The 20,022-nt window shown below is 68.6% G+C and carries 17 protein-coding genes; 5 read left to right on the plus strand and 12 right to left on the minus strand.

Annotated features, from left to right (window positions below; translation table 11 throughout):
- Positions 1–17: 17 nt before the first annotated feature.
- The 8 genes from G3580_RS16150 to G3580_RS16185 all read right to left on the minus strand — a co-directional run bounded on the left by G3580_RS16150 (position 18) and on the right by G3580_RS16185 (position 11,927).
- The gene (locus tag G3580_RS16150) at positions 18–929 is read right to left on the minus strand and encodes an ATP-binding response regulator (RefSeq protein WP_173767221.1); all 912 of its coding nucleotides are present in this window, start codon (positions 927–929) and stop codon (positions 18–20) included.
- Positions 926–4,735, minus strand: a complete 3,810-nt coding sequence (locus tag G3580_RS16155; protein ID WP_173767222.1) for a PAS domain S-box protein — start codon at positions 4,733–4,735, stop codon at positions 926–928. Before G3580_RS16155 ends, G3580_RS16150 begins: the two co-directional genes overlap by 4 nt.
- A 76-nt stretch (positions 4,736–4,811) precedes the next feature.
- Entirely contained in the window at positions 4,812–5,036 is a 225-nt protein-coding gene (locus tag G3580_RS16160; RefSeq protein ID WP_173767223.1) for a YgaP family membrane protein, read from the minus strand.
- The gene (locus G3580_RS16165; protein WP_173767224.1) at positions 5,033–8,290 is read right to left on the minus strand and encodes an efflux RND transporter permease subunit; all 3,258 of its coding nucleotides are present in this window, start codon (positions 8,288–8,290) and stop codon (positions 5,033–5,035) included. The genes G3580_RS16160 and G3580_RS16165 overlap by 4 nt, the downstream gene beginning before the upstream one ends.
- 4 nt (positions 8,291–8,294) lie before the next feature.
- Complete coding sequence (locus G3580_RS16170) at positions 8,295–9,326, minus strand: efflux RND transporter periplasmic adaptor subunit (RefSeq protein WP_228720692.1); 1,032 nt, start codon at positions 9,324–9,326, stop codon at positions 8,295–8,297.
- 102 nt (positions 9,327–9,428) lie between these two features.
- Positions 9,429–10,349, minus strand: a complete 921-nt coding sequence (locus G3580_RS16175) for an ATP-binding response regulator (protein ID WP_173767225.1) — start codon at positions 10,347–10,349, stop codon at positions 9,429–9,431.
- Positions 10,346–11,383: a sensor histidine kinase gene (locus G3580_RS16180; RefSeq protein WP_173767227.1), complete on the minus strand. Its 1,038-nt coding sequence runs from the start codon at positions 11,381–11,383 to the stop codon at positions 10,346–10,348. Before G3580_RS16180 ends, G3580_RS16175 begins: the two co-directional genes overlap by 4 nt.
- Positions 11,384–11,534: 151 nt before the next feature.
- The gene (locus tag G3580_RS16185) at positions 11,535–11,927 is read right to left on the minus strand and encodes a sirohydrochlorin chelatase (protein ID WP_173767229.1); all 393 of its coding nucleotides are present in this window, start codon (positions 11,925–11,927) and stop codon (positions 11,535–11,537) included.
- Between the two features lie 87 nt (positions 11,928–12,014).
- Between G3580_RS16185 and G3580_RS16190 the strand changes: the two genes are divergently transcribed.
- Positions 12,015–12,815, plus strand: coding sequence for a peptidoglycan DD-metalloendopeptidase family protein (locus tag G3580_RS16190; RefSeq protein WP_173767230.1), 801 nt, complete (start codon positions 12,015–12,017; stop codon positions 12,813–12,815).
- Positions 12,816–12,818: 3 nt separating this feature from the next.
- On the opposite strand, the gene G3580_RS16195 is transcribed toward G3580_RS16190, so the two are convergent.
- On the minus strand, positions 12,819–13,598 hold the full coding sequence (locus G3580_RS16195; protein ID WP_173767231.1) for a tRNA threonylcarbamoyladenosine dehydratase: 780 nt from the start codon (positions 13,596–13,598) through the stop codon (positions 12,819–12,821).
- 56 nt (positions 13,599–13,654) lie between these two features.
- On the opposite strand from G3580_RS16195, the gene G3580_RS16200 reads away from it, so the two are divergent.
- The gene (locus G3580_RS16200) at positions 13,655–14,317 is read left to right on the plus strand and encodes a tetratricopeptide repeat protein (protein WP_173767232.1); all 663 of its coding nucleotides are present in this window, start codon (positions 13,655–13,657) and stop codon (positions 14,315–14,317) included.
- A gap of 1 nt (position 14,318) precedes the next feature.
- Here G3580_RS16200 and G3580_RS16205 read toward each other — a convergent pair whose 3' ends face one another.
- Positions 14,319–15,269, minus strand: coding sequence for an MBL fold metallo-hydrolase (locus G3580_RS16205; RefSeq protein ID WP_173767233.1), 951 nt, complete (start codon positions 15,267–15,269; stop codon positions 14,319–14,321).
- 177 nt (positions 15,270–15,446) lie between these two features.
- Between G3580_RS16205 and G3580_RS16210 the strand changes: the two genes are divergently transcribed.
- From G3580_RS16210 to G3580_RS16220, 3 genes are all read left to right on the plus strand, one after another.
- Positions 15,447–15,710, plus strand: a complete 264-nt coding sequence (locus G3580_RS16210) for a hypothetical protein (RefSeq protein WP_173767234.1) — start codon at positions 15,447–15,449, stop codon at positions 15,708–15,710.
- 132 nt (positions 15,711–15,842) lie between these two features.
- Complete coding sequence (locus tag G3580_RS16215) at positions 15,843–16,997, plus strand: MalY/PatB family protein (protein ID WP_173767235.1); 1,155 nt, start codon at positions 15,843–15,845, stop codon at positions 16,995–16,997.
- A gap of 50 nt (positions 16,998–17,047) precedes the next feature.
- On the plus strand, positions 17,048–18,064 hold the full coding sequence (locus G3580_RS16220) for a zinc-dependent alcohol dehydrogenase family protein (protein ID WP_173767237.1): 1,017 nt from the start codon (positions 17,048–17,050) through the stop codon (positions 18,062–18,064).
- Between the two features lie 67 nt (positions 18,065–18,131).
- Here G3580_RS16220 and ssb read toward each other — a convergent pair whose 3' ends face one another.
- Positions 18,132–18,620: a single-stranded DNA-binding protein gene (ssb, locus tag G3580_RS16225; RefSeq protein WP_173767239.1), complete on the minus strand. Its 489-nt coding sequence runs from the start codon at positions 18,618–18,620 to the stop codon at positions 18,132–18,134.
- A gap of 1 nt (position 18,621) precedes the next feature.
- Positions 18,622–20,001, minus strand: a complete 1,380-nt coding sequence (locus G3580_RS16230; protein ID WP_228720694.1) for an MFS transporter — start codon at positions 19,999–20,001, stop codon at positions 18,622–18,624.
- Between the last annotated feature and the right edge of the window lie 21 nt (positions 20,002–20,022).

Consider the following 20,022-nt stretch of genomic DNA (forward strand, 5'->3'; position numbering starts at 1 on the left):
CGTCGTCTCGCCCGCCTTCAGCCGCCGCCACACCGTGACGGGCGGGAGACGACGGCTTTCACACAATTGCCCTTGCCCTGGAATTCCAGCTCGCTGAAGGCGAGCTGACGCGCCAGCGCGATGCCCCGTCCATTGGGCGCGAAGGCTCGTTCCGGCGCCAGTTCCAGATAGTTGTGCCAGTCGAAGCCGTCGCCATCATCCTCGATTTCGAAGATCCACGCATCCTCGCGGGCCACGACGGACAGATGGGCACGCCGGCCGGCATACTGGGGCAGCGCGAGCCGGCGCTCGACCTCGGCCTCCCAGCGCCCTTCTTCGCGCAGGCGCGACTTCTCCGCGAAATCGATGGCCAGATTCCCGTGCTCGACCGCATTGATGAGCAGCTCCGACAACCCCAGCACCACGATCTCGGGCTCGTCGCACAGGGATGCGGTCAGGGCCGCGAGGGCATGGGCCTCGTCCAGGGTCCGGAAGGAGAAGCGTCCGTTTTCCAGCGTCCGCAACGCCCCCACGTGCAATTCGATGCGCTGGGACAGGTTGCGCCGCTGGCGCAAGTCGTCGAGCGCGGCACGCACGATGCTCTGCAGGCTCTCCGGCTCGAAGGGCTTGGTCAGATAGTAGTAGGCACCGGCGGCGAGCCCCTCGCGGACCTGGTCGGGACTGGCCGCCGCGGTCTGCATGATGACCGGCAATTCGCCGAGGCGCGTGTCGGCCTTGATCCGCCGCAGCACCTCCATGCCATCGATACCCGGCATCATGCGGTCGAGAATCACCAGGTCGTAGCCATGCTGCGGGTTCTGCAGCAACTCCCAGGCCTCCTCACCACTGCCGGCCATGCCCAGATCGTAGCCTTCCTCGTCGAGATACTCGCTCACGATGTCGAGATTGAATGGCTCGTCGTCCACCACCAGAATGCGCGTCACGCTCATCCGTCCTTTCCCTCCTCCTGTTCTTCCCGTGCCCGCGTCGTCTGCGGAACACGGTCGAGCGGCAATTTCACCACGAAACACGCGCCGCCACCGTCGGCATCCTGTGCGTGGATGCTACCGCCATGGGCCTCGACGATCTCCTTGCAGATGGCGAGCCCGAGACCGGTGCCGCCGGCCCCGGTGCGCGTCTTGCTGCTTTGCACGAATTTGTCGAACACCACCTGCCTTTCATCGGCCGGAATTCCCGGGCCTTGATCGCTCACCGACAGGCACACCGCGTCGACCGCCCTCCCGGCGCCGTCCGGGCGCACCATCGTGCCCGGCTCGATGGCCACCGAAACCGCTCCCCCGACAGGGGAAAACTTCACCGCGTTGGCGATGAGGTTGCGCACCACCTGCCCCATGCGCACCGGATCGGCCGCCACGCGCGGAACCGGCGTGTCGGTCAGCCAACCCAGACGGACCCGGCGCGCCACGCACAGCGCCTCGAATTCGTGCATCACTTCGTCGACCACCTCGTGCAAGGCCAGCGGCTGGCGCTCCAGCGTCATCTTCCGCGCCTCGAGCCGGGACAGGTCGAGCAGATCGTTGAGCAGCGCAAGCAGGCGGTCACCGCTGGTGCGGATGCGCTGGAAGTAGCCGCGGATGCGCTCGGGGTCCGCCGACCCGCTCTTGTCCTCGCCCAGGCGGGCGTAGCTGAGCACCGCGTGCATGGGCGAGCGCAACTCGTGCGACATGTTGGTGAGGAACAGCGTCTTGGCGTCGCTGGCGCGCTCCGCGGCCTCCTTCGCCTGCATCAGGTCCGCCGTCTGTTCCGCCACCAGCTCGGCCAGGTGGTCGCGGTGGCGGCGCAGCTCGCGGTGGGCGTGATGGACCTCGGTCACGTCGGTCCCGCAGCCGATGAAACCGGCGAACTCGCCCTGTTCGCCGTGGCGCAGGGCGCCCACCAGCATGAGCCACACGTAACTGCCGTCCGGCCGCCGCACCCGGCATTCGAACTCGAACGGCGTGCGCTGCTCGCACGCGGCACGCACCGTCTCGGCCACCCGGTCATGGTCATCCGGATGGAGGGAACCGAGCCAGCCGGTGCCGCGCAGCCGATCCAGGCCCAGCCCGGTCAGCTCGCGTCCGTAGCGATTCACATAGGTGATCATCATCACCTCGTCCGCCACCCAGATGAACGCCGGTGCAGCATCCGCCATGAGGCGGAAGCGCGATTCGCTCTCGCGCAGCGCCGCTTCCCGTTGCTGCCGCTCGGTGATGTCGCGCAGCAGCACCAGGACCCCGCCGGTGGCGACCGGCGCGATCCGCGCCTCGTAATGCTGCATCTCGCCACGGGCGTTGCGGGCGCTGTATTCGACGACCCGCATGCGGCGCTCGGCCATGACCTCGTGAAACACCGGAGCGACCTTCTCGAAGCGCTGTCGCGAGATGATTCTCGACAACGGCTTGCCCAGCACCCGCGCCGGATCGATGCGCATGGACTCGCCCTCGCTGGCCCGGAAGGCGGTGAAATGCAACGCCTCATCGAACTGGATCATGATGTCGGGCACCGCATCGAGCATCGACTTGTTGGTCGCGTTCATCCGCCGCAGGGCGGCCTCGGCGCGCTTGCGCTCGGAGATGTCCTCGACCACGGTCCACAGCCCCTGCTCACCATCGTCGTCGTGCACCAGGGCGCCGGTCAGCACCACCGGCACCTCGGAGCCGTCGGGGCGGAAGAACGCGCGCTCGTAGGCGCTCACATGGCCGCTGCACAGGGCGTCGACGGTTTTCTCGCGATCGAGCTTGTGGAAGCGCGCCGGGGTCAGCTCCCGGTAGAAACGTCCCACCAGATCGTTCTCGTCGCGTCCGACGATACGCGCGAAGGCCGCGTTGACCCGCCGGATCTGCCCCGCCTTGGAGATCATCGCCATGCCCAGGGAGGAATTGCGGAACAGCCCGTCGAGTTCGGCGAGCGAATGGCGCAGCGCCTCCTCGGCCCGGCGCAGGGCGGTCACGTTCGAGATCACCACCACCACCACCGGCTCACCGTCCGGATCGGTGAAGGCCGCCTTGCTGATGATCACATCCCCTTCGCGTCCGTCGTGGGTGCGCACATGGAATTCGTGCGAAACCGCGAGGCCGCTGCCGATGACTTCGTCGTCATGGACCCGGTGCGGCGCCATCTGCCCGGGGAGCAGATCGCCCACCTCGCCGTTGAGCAACGCCTCGCGGGAGGCGCCGATGAAATCGCAGGCGGCCTGGTTGGCGAAGATGTAGCGCTGCTCGCGCGTCTTGATGAGCAGCGGGTAGGGAAACACTTCGAGCACCCGAGCATAGAAGCACTGGGTCCGCTCCAGATCCCGCTCGCGCTCGCGCAGCGCCGTGATCTCGGTGACAGCCCCGGCCAGACGGTCGACGTATCCGAGCTCGTCCCATTGGGCCTGGCCGCGCACGCGCAGGGTCTGGGGATGCCCGCGGGCATCCGTGCGCACCAGTTCGACATCCAGCGGCGCCCGCTGTTTCAGATGCGCGCGCACCGCCGAGATGAGCACCGAACGCTCCGTACCCGGCAGCTGCCGGAGCACGGCTCGCAGGGACACATACCCCGCCGCGGCCTCGCGACCGAACACGATGTCGTACCCCCGGGCCGAGAGAAACAACCGCCCGCCGGCGGTCTGCCATTCCCAGATGCCGTCGCTGGTCGCGCTCAGCGCGAGCGCGAAACGCCGTTCGCTTTCCGCCAGCTCGGAACCGATCCGCTGGGCGGCATCCTCGGCACGAAACCGTCCGGCGAGCTGAACCATGGTCAGCCAGGCCAGCATCACGCTGAGCAGCGAACCGGCGGCGCGCGTCGCGGTCTCCACCAGCGGGGTCCCGGCCTTGACCACATCGTAGAAGCGCAACTGCAACCTGCGTCCCGCCAGGACCAGCGTCTGCCCGGCCCCGACCGGCGCCAGATGGTCGGGCGCGGCGATCACGCGGCGATAGCGCCCCGCCGACGGATCGACCAGTTCGACCCGGTAGCGATCCTTCCAGCCGGCAAGCACCGAATCGATCCACTCCTGATAGCGGACGCCGACCGCGACGATGCCATTGACCTTTTCAAGCGAGTTGAAGCCCACCGCCCGAGGTATCCCGTGTGACTCGATCGGCATCACCAGCAGGGCGACGAGCGCATCCGGCGCCCCCGGTCCCGCGGCGAACGGCGCCGACAGCACCGGGCCATCGACCGCCAGCGCGTGGAGCACGGCATCGCGACCGGCCGGCGTTTCGATCAGATTGCTGCCCACCAGGCCGCCGAGACGCGACACGTCGGGCGAAAAATACTGAATCGGAAAGCTCAGGCCGTGGTCGAAGCCGGAGATCTGCGCCGGGCGACCGTAGAGGGCCTGGATGTTGGCCTCCCATTCGGCGCGCTGGTGCCGTTCGACACGCGGCGCGAAGACGATGCCCAGCGCACCGCGCGCGGTGATCTTGTCGATCCCCGCAATGCCGACGAAACGCAGCCACTCGTCATAGGACACCTGATCCGAAGCGGAAAACAGGCCCGCCATGGCCTTGGCCTCGCCCTCGTAGTCCCGCATACGCGAGCGCAGCATGTCGGCCAGGTGGTGGACATCCTCGGCCATCACGCGCGCCCGGTGCGCCTGCTCCATCTGGCCGAGCCAGTGACTGATGGCAGCGGTCGTCAGCAGCCCGAGCACACCCACCGCGCATCCCACGAGGACGACGGTATTGAAGAGCCGACTACGGATCGGCGTGCGGGGGTCGATCACGCCGCCAGACGGCGGCATGTCGGTGCTGAGGCCGGGATTCGCCATGCGGCGATATCGGCCCGGCAAGCGAAAACTTGAGGTTTCGTCACGGTCGCGCGCGGCCCCTCGGGCTCAATCGCGCTCAGCTGCAGCCGATGCCGTCCTTGACGCCCAGCCGGCGCAGGATGGTCTCGAGCGGGCAGATGCGGGTGAAGCCGCTCTGGAACAGATTGGCGCCGACGAAGGCGGTGAACCACAGGAAGTACTTGCTCACGAACAGCGGCGAGCCGTCCACCCCGAGCGCCAGCGAGATGAGCACGAAGGCGCCGGCGAAAATGCGAACGAACTGATTGACGGTCAGCGTCATGCGATCACTCCTTCCTTGATGTCGGCCACCCGCTTGCGCATGGCCGCGTAGTAGAGCACCGGGATCACCACCAGGGTGAGCACGGTGGAGACGAAAATGCCGAAGATGAGGCTGATGGCCAGGCCGTTGAAGATCGGATCGTCGAGTATGAACACCGCGCCGATCATGGCCGCCAGCGCGGTCAGCCCGATGGGCTTGGCCCGCACCGCCGCCGAATGCACCACCGCCTGGGCGAAATCGACGCCGTCGCGCACCTGGTGGTTGATGAAATCCACCAGCAGGATGGAGTTGCGCACGATGATGCCCGCCAGCGCGATCATGCCGATCATCGAGGTGGCGGTGAATTGCGAGCCGAGCAGCGCATGGCCGGGCATCACGCCGATGATGGTGAGCGGGATCGGCGCCATGATGATGAGCGGCACCAGGTAGCTCTTGAACTGGGCCACCACCAGCAGGTAGATCAGGATCAGCCCCACCGCGTAGGCGATGCCCATGTCGCGGAAGGTCTCGTAGGTGATCTGCCACTCACCGTCCCACTTGATGCTGTAGCCGGTGTAGGGATCGTGCGGCGGCTGGATGAACCATTCACCCAGCGTGCCGCCCAGGTGCGTGCCCACCAGCGGCAGATCGAGCAGGCGCGAACGGATGTCGAACATGCCGTACAGGGGCGAGTCGATGGCGCCGCCCATGTCGGCGGTCACGTACACCACCGGCAGCAGATCCTTGTGGTAGATGACCTGCTCGCGCTCGGTGGGCGCCACCGTCACCAGCTCCGAGACCGGCAGCAGGGTGCCGTCGCGGGCGCGCACCTTGAGCTGGAGCAGATGGTCGATGGACGACTGGCGCGCGGCCGGCAGCTGGATGCGCACCGGCACCTCGTACTTGTTCTCGTGGCCGTGCACCGGGGTCACGTTCTCGCCCTCGAGCCCCAGGCGCATCACGTCCACGATGTCGGCCTGGGCGACGCCCATGAGGGCCGCCTTGGCCTGGTTCACCCGCAGCACGAGCTTCTCGGCGACCTCGTCGATGGTGTCGTCGGCGGCGATGATGTCGGGGGTCGCCTCGAAGGTGTCACGCACCTTCTGCGCCACCGCCAGCTGCCCCGCGTAATCCGGGCCGTACACCTCCGCCACGATGGGCGAGAGCACCGGCGGGCCGGGCGGCACTTCGACCACCTTGGCGTTGCCGCCGTGGGCCCTGGCGATGGCCATGATGCGATCGCGCATCTCGATGGCGATCTCGTGGCTCTGCTCGTCGCGGTGGTGCTTGTCGATCAGGTTCACCTGCAGGTCGCCCTGCTCCGGCGCGCTGCGCAGGTAGTACTGGCGCACCAGGCCGTTGAAGTTGATGGGGCTGGCGGTACCGGCGTAGGCCTGCCAGTTGTCCACGTACTTGGAGCGCGAGACGTACTCGCCGATCTCCAGCAGCACCTGGGCGGTGTCCTCGAGCGGTGTGCCCACCGGCATGTCGAGCACCACCTGGTATTCGGACTTGTTGTCCAACGGCAGCATCTTGAGCACCACCAGCTTGACCACCGCCAGCGACACCGAGCCGGCGATCAGCGCCAGGATCAGCAGCCACAGCAGGGCGCGGTTGCGGCCGCCGCGCCGCTCGTCGAGCATCGGCCCCATGAGGCGGCCGAAGAAGCCGGACAGGCGCCGCGTCATGGCGTCCTCGCCGCCTTCGTGGCCGTGGCCGGCGCGCGACAGGAAGCGGTTCGCCAGCCACGGCGTGACCATGAAGGCCACCAGCAGGGAGATGAACATGCCCATCGAGGCGTTGATGGGGATGGGGCTCATGTACGGCCCCATGAGGCCGGTCACGAAGGCCATCGGCAGCAGCGCCGCGATCACCGTGAAGGTGGCCAGGATGGTCGGCCCGCCGACTTCGTCCACCGCCCCGGGGATGAGCTGCCACAGGGGTTTGTCGGGTTCGAGGGTGTGATGGCGGTGGATGTTCTCCACCACCACGATGGCATCGTCCACGAGGATGCCGATGGAGAAGATGAGGGCGAACAGGCTCACCCGGTTGAGGGTGAAGCCCCACGCCCAGGAGGCGAACAGGGTGGCGGCCAGGGTGAGCGTGACCGCGATGCCGACGATGATCGCCTCGCGCCAGCCGAGGGTGAGCAGCACCAGCACCACCACCGCGCTGGTGGCGAACACCAGCTTGCCGATGAGCTTGCTGGCCTTGTCGTTGGCGGTCTTGCCGTAGTTGCGGGTGACGGTCACGTGGGCACCGTCGGGGATGACCGTGCCTTCCAGGCTCTGCATGCGCGCGATGAGCGCGTCGGCCACGTCGGAGGCGTTGGCGCCCGGCTTCTTCGACACCGCCAGGGTCACCGCCGGGTAGACCCCGGGGGTGGCGCCGCCGGCATGGCCGGCGCCGGTGCCGAACCACACGTAGCGCTCGGGCTGGTCGGGGCCGTCCTCCACCGTGGCCACGTCGCCCATGAACACCGGTTTGCCGTCGGTGACGCCGACCACCAGGTCGCGCACGTCGCGCGCGGAGCTGATGTAGGTGCCGGTCTGCACCAGCACCTCGGCGTTGTCGCGCACCAGCCGGCCGGCCGGCTGCGAGGCGTTGGACACCTGCAGCGCCGCCTTCAGGTCGGCGGCGGTGACGCCATGGGCGTTCATGCGCGCGGTATCGAGCAACACCCGGATCACATGGCCCGGGCCGCCGATGGTGGTCACGTCGCGGGTGCCGTCGATGCGTTTGAGCTCGATCTCGGCGGCGCGCGAGACCTGCTGCATGTCGAAGCCGGCGCGCTCAGGATCGTCGGTCCACAGGGTGAAGCTGACGATGGGCACGTCGTCGATGCCCTTGGGCTTGACGATCGGCTGCAGCACACCGAGTTGCGGGCTGAGCCAGTCGCGATGCGACTCGAGGGTGTCGTAGAGCTTCACCAGGGCGTCCTGGTTCTTCACCCCGACCTCGAACTGCACGGTGATGATCGCCATGCCCGGGCGCGACACCGAGTAGGTGTGCTCGACCCCGGCGATGCGCGAGAGCACCTGCTCGGCCGGCGTGGACACGATCGCCTCCACGTCGCGCGCCGAGGCGCCCGGCCACGGCACCAGCACGTTGGCCATGGTCACGTCGATCTGCGGCTCTTCTTCCTTGGGCGTGATGAGCGTGGCGAAGATGCCCATGAGCAGCAGCACCAGCGCCAGCAGCGGGGTGATCGCGTTGCGGTCGAAGGCGGACGCCAGACGCCCGGAGATGCCGAGCTTTCGTTCCGTCGCAGCCATGGGCTCAGTCCGCCGTCGGGGCTTTGAGGGTCAGGCTGGCGCGGATCGGATCGAGCGCCACCTGCTCGCCGTCCTTGAGCCCGGCGAGCACCTCGATGCGCCCGTCGGCCACGCTCTCGCCCGGGCGGATCTGGCGCAGGTGGAAGCCGTCCCCGGTCTTCACATAGACCGCGGTGATCTCGCCCCGGCGCAGCACCGCCGAGGCCGGGATCGTCACCCGTGCCGACTCACCCACGAACAGATGCATGCGCGCGAACTGGCCGGGCACGAGGCCTTTGGTCGCCGCCGGCACGGTCGCGCGCACCTCGACCGTGAAGGTGCGCGGATCGGCCGCCGGCAGCACCGTGACCCGCTCCGCCGCCACCTTCAGGTTCAGCGCCGGCACCTCCAACTGCGCCCGCAGCTGGCCATTGCCGGCACGGCCGATCACCGACAGCGGCACCTGGGCCACCACCCGCATCGCCCCCGGCGCATACACGTCGATGAGCGCCCGCCCCGGCTGCGCCATGTCACCGGCGTCCACATGGCGCACCGCGACGATGCCGTCGAAGGGCGCCGTGATGGTGGTGAAGTCGCGCGCCACCACGGCCTGGCCGCGGCCGGCCTGGGCCGCCTTGAGGCTGGCCTCCGCCGCGCGCAGCGCCGCCTGCGCCTGATCCACATGGGCCTGGCTGACGAACTTCTGGTTGAACAGGGCCTGGGTGCGTTCCCATTCGGCCCGCGCGTTGGCATAGGCCGCCTGGGCCCGCGCCACGTTGGCCACCGCCGCGGCCACCGACTGGTTGGCCTCGGCGGCATCCACGCGCATGAGCACCTGCCCCCGGCGCACCGTGTCACCGGCATCGACCGGGGTGGCGAGGATGCGCCCCTGCACCTGGGCGGCGACGGTGGCGCTGGTCACGGCCTCGACGACGCCCTCGGCCACATGCTGGCTCGCCACCGGTGCGCGCTCGACCGGCGCGGTGGCGACCGGTTCGGCATGGACAGGGAACGCCACGACGGCGATCAGGAGGAGGAAGGTCTGGCGGATTTTCATGTTTATTAGTATATGCTTATATACAAGGATATCAAGCGCTATCTGCGCTTGTCTTGCCACCCGCAGTGCGCCCGCGCACCCACCCCGCGCGCGGCGATCCACTCAGGCGCGAAAGCGCGGCCGGGGGGTCGCCTCCGCCTCGATGCGGCGGCCGCCGTCAGCGAACACGAGTGCTGGAAAAGCCAGCTGCCGCGCCAGCGCGATGCCGCGCCCGTTCAGGCGGACCGGATCGTCGGGCATCTCCTGGAAACGGGTCCAGTCGAAGCCCTCGCCCTGATCCTCGATGACGAAGCGCACGGCGTCGGCTTCGACGCTCACCGCCAGTTGCGCCACGCGGTGACGAAACGCCGCGGCGCCCTGGCGACGATCGATTTCCTCGCGCCAGCACCCCGACTGCATCAGCTGCTGCTTGGCCTCGAACCCCAGCCCGAGATTGCCGTGCTCCACCGCGTTGACGAGCAGTTCGGCGAGCGCGATGCGCACCAGGTCGGGCTCGGCGCACAAGCGGGCGACGGCGCGTGCGAGTGCCGCGGCTTCGTCCACCGTGCGGAAGCGGAACACCCCCTGGCCGAGCAACGCCAGGCTGGTCTCCATGTCGGCGGCCTGCTCGGCCAGCTGCACCCGCTCGCGGGACTGACGCAACGCCGCGCGCACCATGGCGGAGAGCGCCTCGATGCGGAAGGGTTTGGTCAGATAGAAATCGGCGCCCGCCTCGATGCCCTCGGCCACCTGGACCGGATCGGCGACGGCGGTCTGGAGAATCACCGGCAGGTGCGCCAGCGTCGGCGAGGCGCGGATATGGCGCAGGATCGCCATGCCGTCGGGCGCCTGCATGCGCCGGTCCAGGATCACCAGATCGAACTCGCAACGGGCATCGTCGAGCAGGCGCAGCGCGGCGCGTCCGTCCTGCAGGGCGGTCACCTCATAGGCTTCACCGAGCACCTCGGAGACGAGTTCGAGACTGAACGGCTCCTCGTCCACGGCGAGGATGCGGGCGCGCAGCGCCGTGGGATGCGGCATCATCCGGGCGCCTCCGCGGACACGGAGCCCGCCCGGCGCAGACCGGGCAACCACACGCGGAACACCGCCCCGCCCGCCGCCCGGTTGCCGGCCTCGATGCGGCCGCCGAAAATCTCGACGTGCTGACGGCAGATCGACAGCCCGAGGCCGCCGACCGGAACCGCCATCGACCCAGTCGCGCCGTCCCGACCATAGGCACCGAAGAGTCGTTCCGGCACCTCCTCGGCCAGACCGGTCCCCTGGTCGGCCACCTCGAGGACCACGTCACCTGCGCCATCGGGCGCCTCATGCAGGCGAATGTCGATCCGCGCGCCGACCGGAGAAAACTTCACCGCGTTGGAAAACAGGTGCTCGGCCACCTCACGCAGACGCGCTTGGTCGGCATGCACAGGCGTCAGATCCGGCGCCACGTCCATGGACACCGACAGACGTTTGGCACGCAGCAGGGCATCGCCACGCGCAACCACCTCTCGGCACACCGCCGCCCAGTCGACCGGCCCCAGCGCGACGGGTCCGCCTGTCCGGGTGGCGCTGGGCAGATCGCACAGTTCGGTGACCATCGTCAGCATGTGCTGCGCGCTGCGATCGATGCGCGAGAAATAGACATGTTCACGCGCCGCCTTGCCGGTCGCCGCACACCCCAGCTGCGCATAGCCGCCGATCGCATGCAGGGGGCCGCGCAACTCGAGCGCCAGGCCGGCGAGAAAGTCCGCTTGCGCGCATCGGGCGCGCTCAGCCGCCTCCTTGGCCAGCAGCAGGTCCACCGTCTGCTCGGCCACCAGCTCGGCCAGGTCACCGCGATGGCGCGCCAGCTCGCGTTCCTGCGCCTGGATGCGGCTCTCCAGGCGGTTCGCCCGGGTGCGTTCGCGTCGCCACCGGGCCCCGACGCCGATCGCGACCATCGCCAGGATCACGCAGGCGAGCAGGGCGCCGGCGAGCGCCGTCGGCGCACTCGGGGACGCCCCCGCCGCCCGCACCTCGATCATGGGATAGACCGCGAGCACCGCCACGACCGCCCTGAGCCGACACGTGCACACGCCACGGGATGTCCATGCTGGACCCAATGCCACAATACCTCCGCCGCTGGAACCGGGCCTCGGCCCGATGCCTCCTCAACGGCGGGGATCCCCTCCACTTGAGTGTGACGTATTTCACACCGCCGGCAACGGCCGGCGTATGCCTGAAGGATCAGGGCGCAATGGCGTAACGGGCGATCGCTTCGACCACACCCTCGGCTTCCCCGGCGGCGGTCGCGAGCGACAACCCGACGGCGGGATGGCGTTCGGCCGCCCGACCGACCGCCAGCGGCACATCACGCTTGAGGTGCCCGCCCTGGGCGAGAAACACCGGCACGATGCGAATCGAGCGCACCCCACGCGCCACCAGGTCGTCCACCGCCTCGTCCAAGGTGGGCCGCATGAACTCCATGAAGGCCAGGCTGACCGGACATGCCGGGTCGAGCGCGGCGATCCGCGCCGCAATGCGCTGCATCGGCCCCGCCCACTCGGGGTCGCGGGCGCCATGGCCAAAAAGAATGATGCCGTGCCTGTCGGCGCTGCTCTGTGCTGTCACGATTCGCATTCCCGTGTGCGTCCGCCGGCCCGGTTGGGCCCGCTTGGTTATCATATGCCCATGCTGACCCGAAACCTGCCGAGATTGTTCCGATCCATGCCCGCATTGCTGGCGATGGTGAGTCTGCCACTGCTCGCCGCGCCGCGCGAGGCACTCGTGCCCGGCGGCGTCGGCCGTCTGGCGCTGGGACCGGCCAGCGGCCCGCGACCGGAGGTGCACCTGGACGGCCATCCGGTGCTGGTGCGCAAGGAAGGCGAGGTGTGGGCCGCCTGGGTCGGCCTGCCGCTCGATCTGGCCCCGGGCCCCCATCCGGTCGAGATCCATTCGGGCACCCATGCCGACACCCGCATCCTCGAGATCCAGCCCAAGACCTACCCGGTCCAGCACCTGCATGTGAAGAACCGGCACATGGTCAATCCCGACCCGGACGAACTGGCCCGCATCCAACGGGAGGCGGCCACCCAGAACGAGGTGAAAACGCTGTTCCGGCAAGAGTCGTCGCCGCCGCTCGACTTCATCGCGCCGGCACCGGGGCGCCGGTCCAGCGCCTTCGGCCTGCGCCGCACTTTCAACGGCGAACCGCGCGCCCCGCATCGCGGGCTCGACATCGCCGCCGGGCGCGGCACCCCGGTGGTGGCACCGGCCGGTGGCATCGTCACCCATGTGGGCACCTTCTTCTTCAATGGCAACACGGTGTTCGTAGACCACGGCCAGGGACTCATCTCCATGTTCTGCCACCTGGACCGTGTCGACATCCGCGCCGGCCAGCGGGTGCGCCAGGGCGAACGCCTGGGCTCCGTCGGCAGCACCGGCCGGGTCACCGGACCGCACCTGCACTGGAGCCTGTTCATGAACGGCACGCCGGTGGACCCGGCCCTGTTCATCGACGCCCGCTGAGCCTCAGGCCGCGGGGCGTGCCAGCGCCTCGAGCACCCGGGCGGCAGCCGCCAGCCCGAAGCTGGCGGTCACCGCCATGCTGGAACCGAACCCGGCACAGCTGAGCCCCTGGGGCCCGGCATCGGTCTCGCAGGCAGCCTCCGGGTAGTGCAAGGGTTCGGTGGAGTAGACCGCGTCGACCCGGAAGCGCTTGCCGGCCCCGCGCGGAAATCCGTAGTCGCGCCGCAGGCGCGCGCGCAGCTTCGCCAGCAGCGGATCCTGAGTGGTGCGTGCCAGATCGGCGATCTCGATACGGGTCGGATCGACTTGTCCGCCGGCGGCGCCGAGGGTGATCACCGGCACCCCCTGGCGACGGCACCAGGCCACCATGGCCGCCTTGCCACGCACATCGTCGATGGCATCGACCACGTAGTCGAGCGGCGCGGCCAGCACTTGCGCCACATTGTCTTCGGTGACGAAATCATCGACCGTCTCGACCACGGTGCGCGGGTCGATGCCGGCGATGCGCTCGGCCATGGCCAGGACCTTGGCCTGCCCCAGGGTCGCCTCGAGGGCATGGATCTGGCGGTTCATGTTCGACTCGGCGACATGGTCGAGATCGATCAGGCGCAGGGAGCCGACGCCGCTGCGGGCCAGGGCCTCCACCACCCACGAACCGACCCCGCCGATGCCCGCGACGGCCACCCGGGCCGCGCGCAGGCGCGCCAGGCCCTCGGCGCCATAGAGGCGCACGATGCCACCGTAGCGACGCGCCTCGTCCACCGCCGCATTGCCCTCACTCATTGCACTGAACTCCGTCCCCGCACCGCGCTCAAAGCGAAAAGTCCCCGAGGTTCCGGATGACCGTTCGCCCCGCCGCGCTGGCGCTTGCGCTGCTGCTGTCCTTCCCCACCCTGGCCACGACCCCGGCCGCGAGCGCCCAGACCCTACCCACCGTGCAACTGGCGCTGGCCGGCATCAACGCCTATGACGCGGGCGACTTCGACCAGGCAGCGCGGTGCTTTCACATCGCCGGGCGCCGCGGCAACCGCCTCGCGCAATACAACTACGCGATCATGCTGGCCCGCGGCGAAACGAGCAGCGCGGAGCCCAATCCGGTCTGGCGCTGGCTGCGTCGGGCGTCCCTGTCCGGACTGCCGCAGGCGCAATACGCCTTCGCCCTGCTCTACACCAATGGCGACGGCGTGAGCCGCAATCCGCGCACGGCGGCGCAATGGTATCTCAAGGCGGCGGTGCAGGGGCACGCGGCGGCGCAGACGGCACTGGCCCATCAGCTCCTCGACGGTGCCGGCGTCCCCAGGGACGAACGTCTGGCCGCGCGCTGGTTCGGCGCTGCGGCCCGCGCGGGCGATCGCGACGCCCAGCGCGAACTGGCCCAGCTGTTCGAGACGGGCGAGGGCGTCGACCAGGATCTGGCCGCGGCACGCTACTGGTACGACCGCGCCGCCCGGCAGGGCGACGCCCACGCCCGGGAGCGCCTGCGCATTCTCGGCGGCGACTGAGTCAGGCGGCGGCCTGACGATCCAGCCACACCTCCAGCCCCTGGGCGTTGAGCTCCAGATCCATGGCGAACAGCTCGAACAGGTCGTTCTCGCTGATCGGCCACTGCTGGCGTGCGGCCTCCTGACGCATGAGCGCCGACAATCCGGCGCGGATGATCTGATGGCGCCGGTCCACCGCGTTGGCCCCGGAGCGCGCGATGGCCACGTGGGCATCGATGAGGCGGTGCAGATCGCTGGCCAGACGCGGCAGATCGGTAACGCGCGAGTAGTGGGTCAGGTACATGGCCGTGGGCTGCTCGGCCATGAGGCGGTCGATGGACGCATGCAGGGCGTCGGGGTCGAACTGCACTGGCGTCGTGGTCGGGAAGACGAAGGCGCGGCCATCGTGATCGAGCTCGCGATAGGACAGGCCAAAGGTGTCGCCGGTGAACCAGGCGCGGGTCTGTTCGTCGAAGTAGCACACATGATGCAGCGCATGGCCCGGCGTTTCCGCCACCCGGATCTTGCGCCCGTTCAGATCGACGACGCGCCCGTCGGTCGCCTCGACGATGCGCTCGGCGGCAACGCTCTGGATGCGCCCGTACTTGGCGATCGCGTCGTCCTCACCATAGACCGCGACGGTGCCGGCCCACAGCTTCGACGGATCGACCATGTGGCGTACACCGCGCGGATGCACCACCAGCGCGGCGTTGGGGCAGGCGGCCATGAGGGCGCCAGCGCCGCCGGCGTGATCGAGGTGGATGTGGGTCAGCAGGACGTAGCGCACCTGTTCGGGGCCGAATCCGAGCGATGCCAACGCCTCGAGCACACGCGGCACGCTCTCGTTGTTGCCGCTATCGACGATCGCCACCGCGTCGCCGGACACGATGGCGTGGATGGCCGCCAGCTGTGGACGCTCGTAGCCGGATTCGATGGCGTAGATGCCCTCCGGATAGGTAATGACAGACTGCATGCATAGCTCCTGACCCAGTATCAACGCCCATTTTAACGGGCATCGGCAACGGCATTGCCAAAGATCAATAACGGCCGCACCGTCGCATGCTTCAATGAAAAGTGACGAAATCCAACGGCCGTGCCCCGCGCCGTGGCGGCACGGCGCGACATGCCTTGTGTCCGAGGAGGGGCCGCCATGCTGACACTGGAAGACTGCATCGAACTGTCGGAACTGACCGAGGAAGAGATCCTCGCCATCGCCGAACATGAACACATTCCCGAAATGGCCGCCGTGGAACTGGGCAACTACCTGACTCACACCGCCCGCGGCGAAAAGCGCATCAAGCGGATGATCGCCGACGATATCGAGGAAGCCCGTGCCAAGCGCGACACCCATCGGGTCGCGATGCTGAAGATGGTGCTCAAGCACTTCGTGGAACATCATCACAGCGGCGCCTGACGAGACCGCGATATGCACAGACCCCCGGTGCCTGGCGCCCCCTCATCGGCGCGTCATGAGACACTTGTCCACGGGTGACAGGGCCGAACGGCTTCCCCTACACTCGAAGTCCACCCTTGAGCACGACTTCGCATGCGCCCGCGCCCACCCGAGTTCGATTTCACCACCCCCGTCGATCGCCGCGCCGTCCCCGGCGACAAATGGGGGCGCTACGCCGGACGCGACGTCATCCCCATGTGGGTGGCGGACATGGATTTCGCCGCCCCGCCCGCCGTGCTCGAGGCCCTGCACGCCCGCATCGATCATGGCGTGTTCGGCTACACAGACGCCTGGCCGAGCCTGATCGAAGCGGTCGTCGAAGGTATCGCCCGCGACCATGACTGGCACATCGAGCCGGACTGGCTGGTCTGGCTGCCGGGGGTGGTCACCGGCTTCAACGTCGCCTGCGCGCTCGCCGGCGGCAGTGGGGACGGGGTATTTACCGCCACGCCGGTCTACCCCCCCTTCCTGGGCGCACCCGCCAATGTCGGCCGCCAGCTGCAACGCGCCGACCTGGTCTGCGCGGCCGACCACTGGCAGTGGGATTGGGAGGCGGTGGACGCGGCCATCGACGCGCGCACCCGCATGATCCTGCTGTGCAACCCGCACAATCCGGTCGGGCGGGTGTTCACCCGGGACGAACTGAGCGCCGTGGCCGACAGGGCGCTGCGCCACGACCTGATCATCTGTTCGGACGAGATCCACTGCGGCCTCGTGCTCGACGGCACCCATGTGCCGATCGCGGCCATCGATCCGCACGTCGCCCGGCGCACCATCACCCTGATGGCGCCCAGCAAGACCTGGAACATCGCCGCGCTGTACAGCAGCTTCGCCATCATCCCGGACCCCGTGCTGCGTCGCCGCTATCGTCGCGCCATGCGCGGGCTGGTGCCGCATCCGAATGTGCTCGGGCTGGTGGCCACCGAAGCGGCCTACCGTGAGGGCAACGCCTGGCGCCTGGCGCTGCTCGACACCCTGCGGCACAACCGCGACCAGGTGATGGCCGCCGTCGCCGCCCTGCCGGGTCTGCGCACCACCGTCCCCGAAGCGACCTACCTGGCGTGGATCGACTGCCGCGAGGCCGGTCTGGACGATCCGGCGGCGTTCTTCGAGGCGCATGGCGTCGGATTGTCCGACGGCAAGGCCTTCGGCGCGCCAGCGGGCTGGCTCCGCCTCAATTTCGGTTGTCCGCCGGTCACGCTGCAGGCCGGACTGGATCGCATGGCCACCGCCCTGTCGGCACGATGACCACCCGCAGCAACATCTTCCCAACCCCAAGAAAAACCGCTGGAGACATCATGCAAGCCTACCAACTTACCGCAGGCCAGTCTTTCAAGAGCCTCACCCGCATCGACCTGCCGGCACCGACCCCGGGACCGAACGAAGTCCAGGTCCGCGTCAAGGCCGTTTCGCTCAACTTTCGCGACCTGATGATCGCCGACGGGCTTTACCCGGTCGGCAGTGACGCGCCGGTCATTCCCTGCTCCGACGGCGCCGGCGAGGTCATCGCCATCGGTGCGGGGGTCACCCGCTTCCAGGTGGGCGACGTGGTCGCCGGCAGCTTCTTCCCCGACTGGATCGGCGGCGAACAGACCCCCGCCGCCGTTGCCCGTTCGCTGGGCGCCAACATGCCCGGCATGCTCGCCGAGGAGGTCGTCCTGCCGGAGAGCGCGCTGGTCAGGGCTCCGGCCCATATGAGCGCCCGCGAAGCGGCCACCCTGCCCTGTGCCGCGCTGACCGCGTGGCGCAGCATGTTCGAGGTGGGCCAGCTCAAGCCCGGCCAGCGGGTCCTGCTGCTGGGCACCGGCGGGGTCTCCATCTGGGCGCTGCAGATGGCCCACGCCGCCGGGCTGGAGGCCATCATCACCTCCTCCAGCGACGCCAAGCTGGCGCAGGCGCGCGCGCTGGGTGCGGCGGCCACGATCAACTATCGCGACACCCCCGAGTGGCAGGACGAAGTGCTCAAGCTGACCGGCGGCAACGGCGTCGATCTGGTCGTGGAGGTCGGCGGCCAGGGCACCCTGCGCCGCTCCATCAACAGCACCTGCATGGGCGGCATGACCGTCATCATCGGCGGCGTCAGCGGCTTCGGGGGCGATTTCGATCCGCTCGGGGTGATTCTGGGTGCCCGCCGCATGAGCGGCGTCTTCGTCGGCAGCCGGCAGATGTTCGAGGACATGAACCGCTTCCTCGAGATCAGCGGCCTGCGTCCGGTCATCGATCGCGGCTTTGCCTTCGACGACGCCGCCCAGGCCTATGAGCACCTGGCGAACGGCCGCCATTTCGGCAAGGTGGTGATCGACGTGAACGCCTGAGCGCGAACACCGGAAACGACAACGGCGCCCCGGGGGGCGCCGTTTTTCATGCCTGCACGACCGCCGATCAGAACGGGATGTCGTCGTCGAAGTCGCCGAAGCCCCCGCCCGAGGCCGCCGGTGCGCCACCGCCCTGGGCCGGCGCCTGGCTGGGCGCGGGGCGGCTGCTTTGCTGGGGAGCCCCGTAGCTGTCGCCGCCCATGGGGGCATCGCCGCCTTCGCCACGCCCGCCGAGCATCTGCATCTCGTTGGCGCGGATCTCGGTGGTGTAGCGGTCCTGACCGTTCTGATCCTGCCATTTGCGGGTCTGCAGGCGGCCTTCCACGTAGATCGAACGGCCCTTCTTGAGGTACTGGCCGGCGATTTCGGCGAGCTTGCCGAAGAACACCACCCGGTGCCACTCGGTCGCCTCGCGCTTTTCGCCGCTTTGCTTGTCGCGCCAGGTGTCGGTGGTCGCCAGGCTGACGTTGCAGATCGCGTCGCCCGACGGGGCATAGCGGATTTCCGGATCACGCCCGAGATTGCCGACCAGAATGACCTTGTTCACCGATGCCATTTCATTTTCCTTGTTTCATGAGTTCAAGCGCGCCCGACTCGTCCCAGCCGGCCATTTTGACCTTCAAGTATGCCACGCCCTCGGAGGCGATCACGACCGCCTCGACCACGCCCGGCACATGCGCCAGCGCGCTCGACAGTTCCTTGCCGCGATCCTCGCTCATCTCGCCGACTTCGAACAGGCGCGTGCGCACCGCCGGGGGCGGCTGCATCGAGATCGCCAGCATCAGCCACGCCGCGGCGAGCCCGGCGGCGAACACGAACAGGGCGGCATCGCCCACGTGCTGGACCAGAAAGCCGCCCAGCGCACCGCCCAGGAACAGGCCGAGGAACTGGAAGCTGTTGTAGACGCCGATCGCCGTGCCCTTGCAGCCCGAGGGCGCGATCTTGGAGACCAGCGACGGTAGCGTCGCCTCGAGCAGGTTGAAGGCGAGGAAGAAGCCGAACAGGCTCGCCACGATGCCGGTGAAATTGCCCACCAGCAGCGCCAGCGAGAGAGTCGAGACGAACAGCAGGGCCACCGCCGAGACAAACACCGGCTTCATCTTGCCACGCGCCTCGGCGAGGATGATGGCCGGAATCGAGCCGATGAAGGAGATCACCATGATCGGCAGGTAGACCTCCCAGTGTTTAGACACGTCCAGCCCGCCGACCTGCACGAGCAGCAGGGGCACCACCACGAACAGCCCGCGCAGCGCGGCATGCAGGCTGAAGATGCCGAAGTTCAGGCGTTGCAGCTCGGTGTTGCGCAGCACGTCCGTCACCATGGCCGGCACGGTTTCGGCGTCGGCATGGACGCGACTGACGGCCGGATCGGGCACCACGAAGCGCACCACCGCCATGGCGCCGAGGGCGAGCACGCCGGTCAGCGCGAAGATGCCGGGCACGCCGATCAGGTGGCTGAGCGCGGGGCCGAGCACCATCGAGGCGCCGAAGGTGAGGCCGATGCTCATGCCGATCACGGCCATCGACTTGGAGCGGTGCTCCTCGCGGGTCAGGTCGGCGATCAGCGCGATGATGGCCGAGGCCACAGCGCCGGTCCCCTGCATCAGACGGCCGAGGATGATGATGTAGATGTTGGGCGCCAGCGCGGCCACGAAGCTGCCGATGGCGAACAGGGTCAGGCCCATGTAGATCACGCGCTTGCGCCCGATGCGGTCGGACAGCAGCCCGAAGGGCACCTGCAGGAAGGCCTGCGCGAGGCCGTCCACGCCCAGCGCGAGGCCGATCATGAAGGGGGTGACTTCGCCCGGCAGGCTGCGCGCGTAGAGCGCGAGCACCGGCAGGATGGAGAACATGCCGAACATGCGCAAACCGAACACGGCGGCGAGCGAGAAAGTCGCGCGCCGTTCGAGTCCGGTCATGGTGACAGCGTCTTTCATGCTTGAGAGGGCTTGCGTAAA

The sequence above is a fragment of the Nitrogeniibacter mangrovi genome (genome assembly GCF_010983895.1).
In the GTDB taxonomy this organism is placed as follows: Bacteria; Pseudomonadota; Gammaproteobacteria; order Burkholderiales; family Rhodocyclaceae; genus Nitrogeniibacter; species Nitrogeniibacter mangrovi.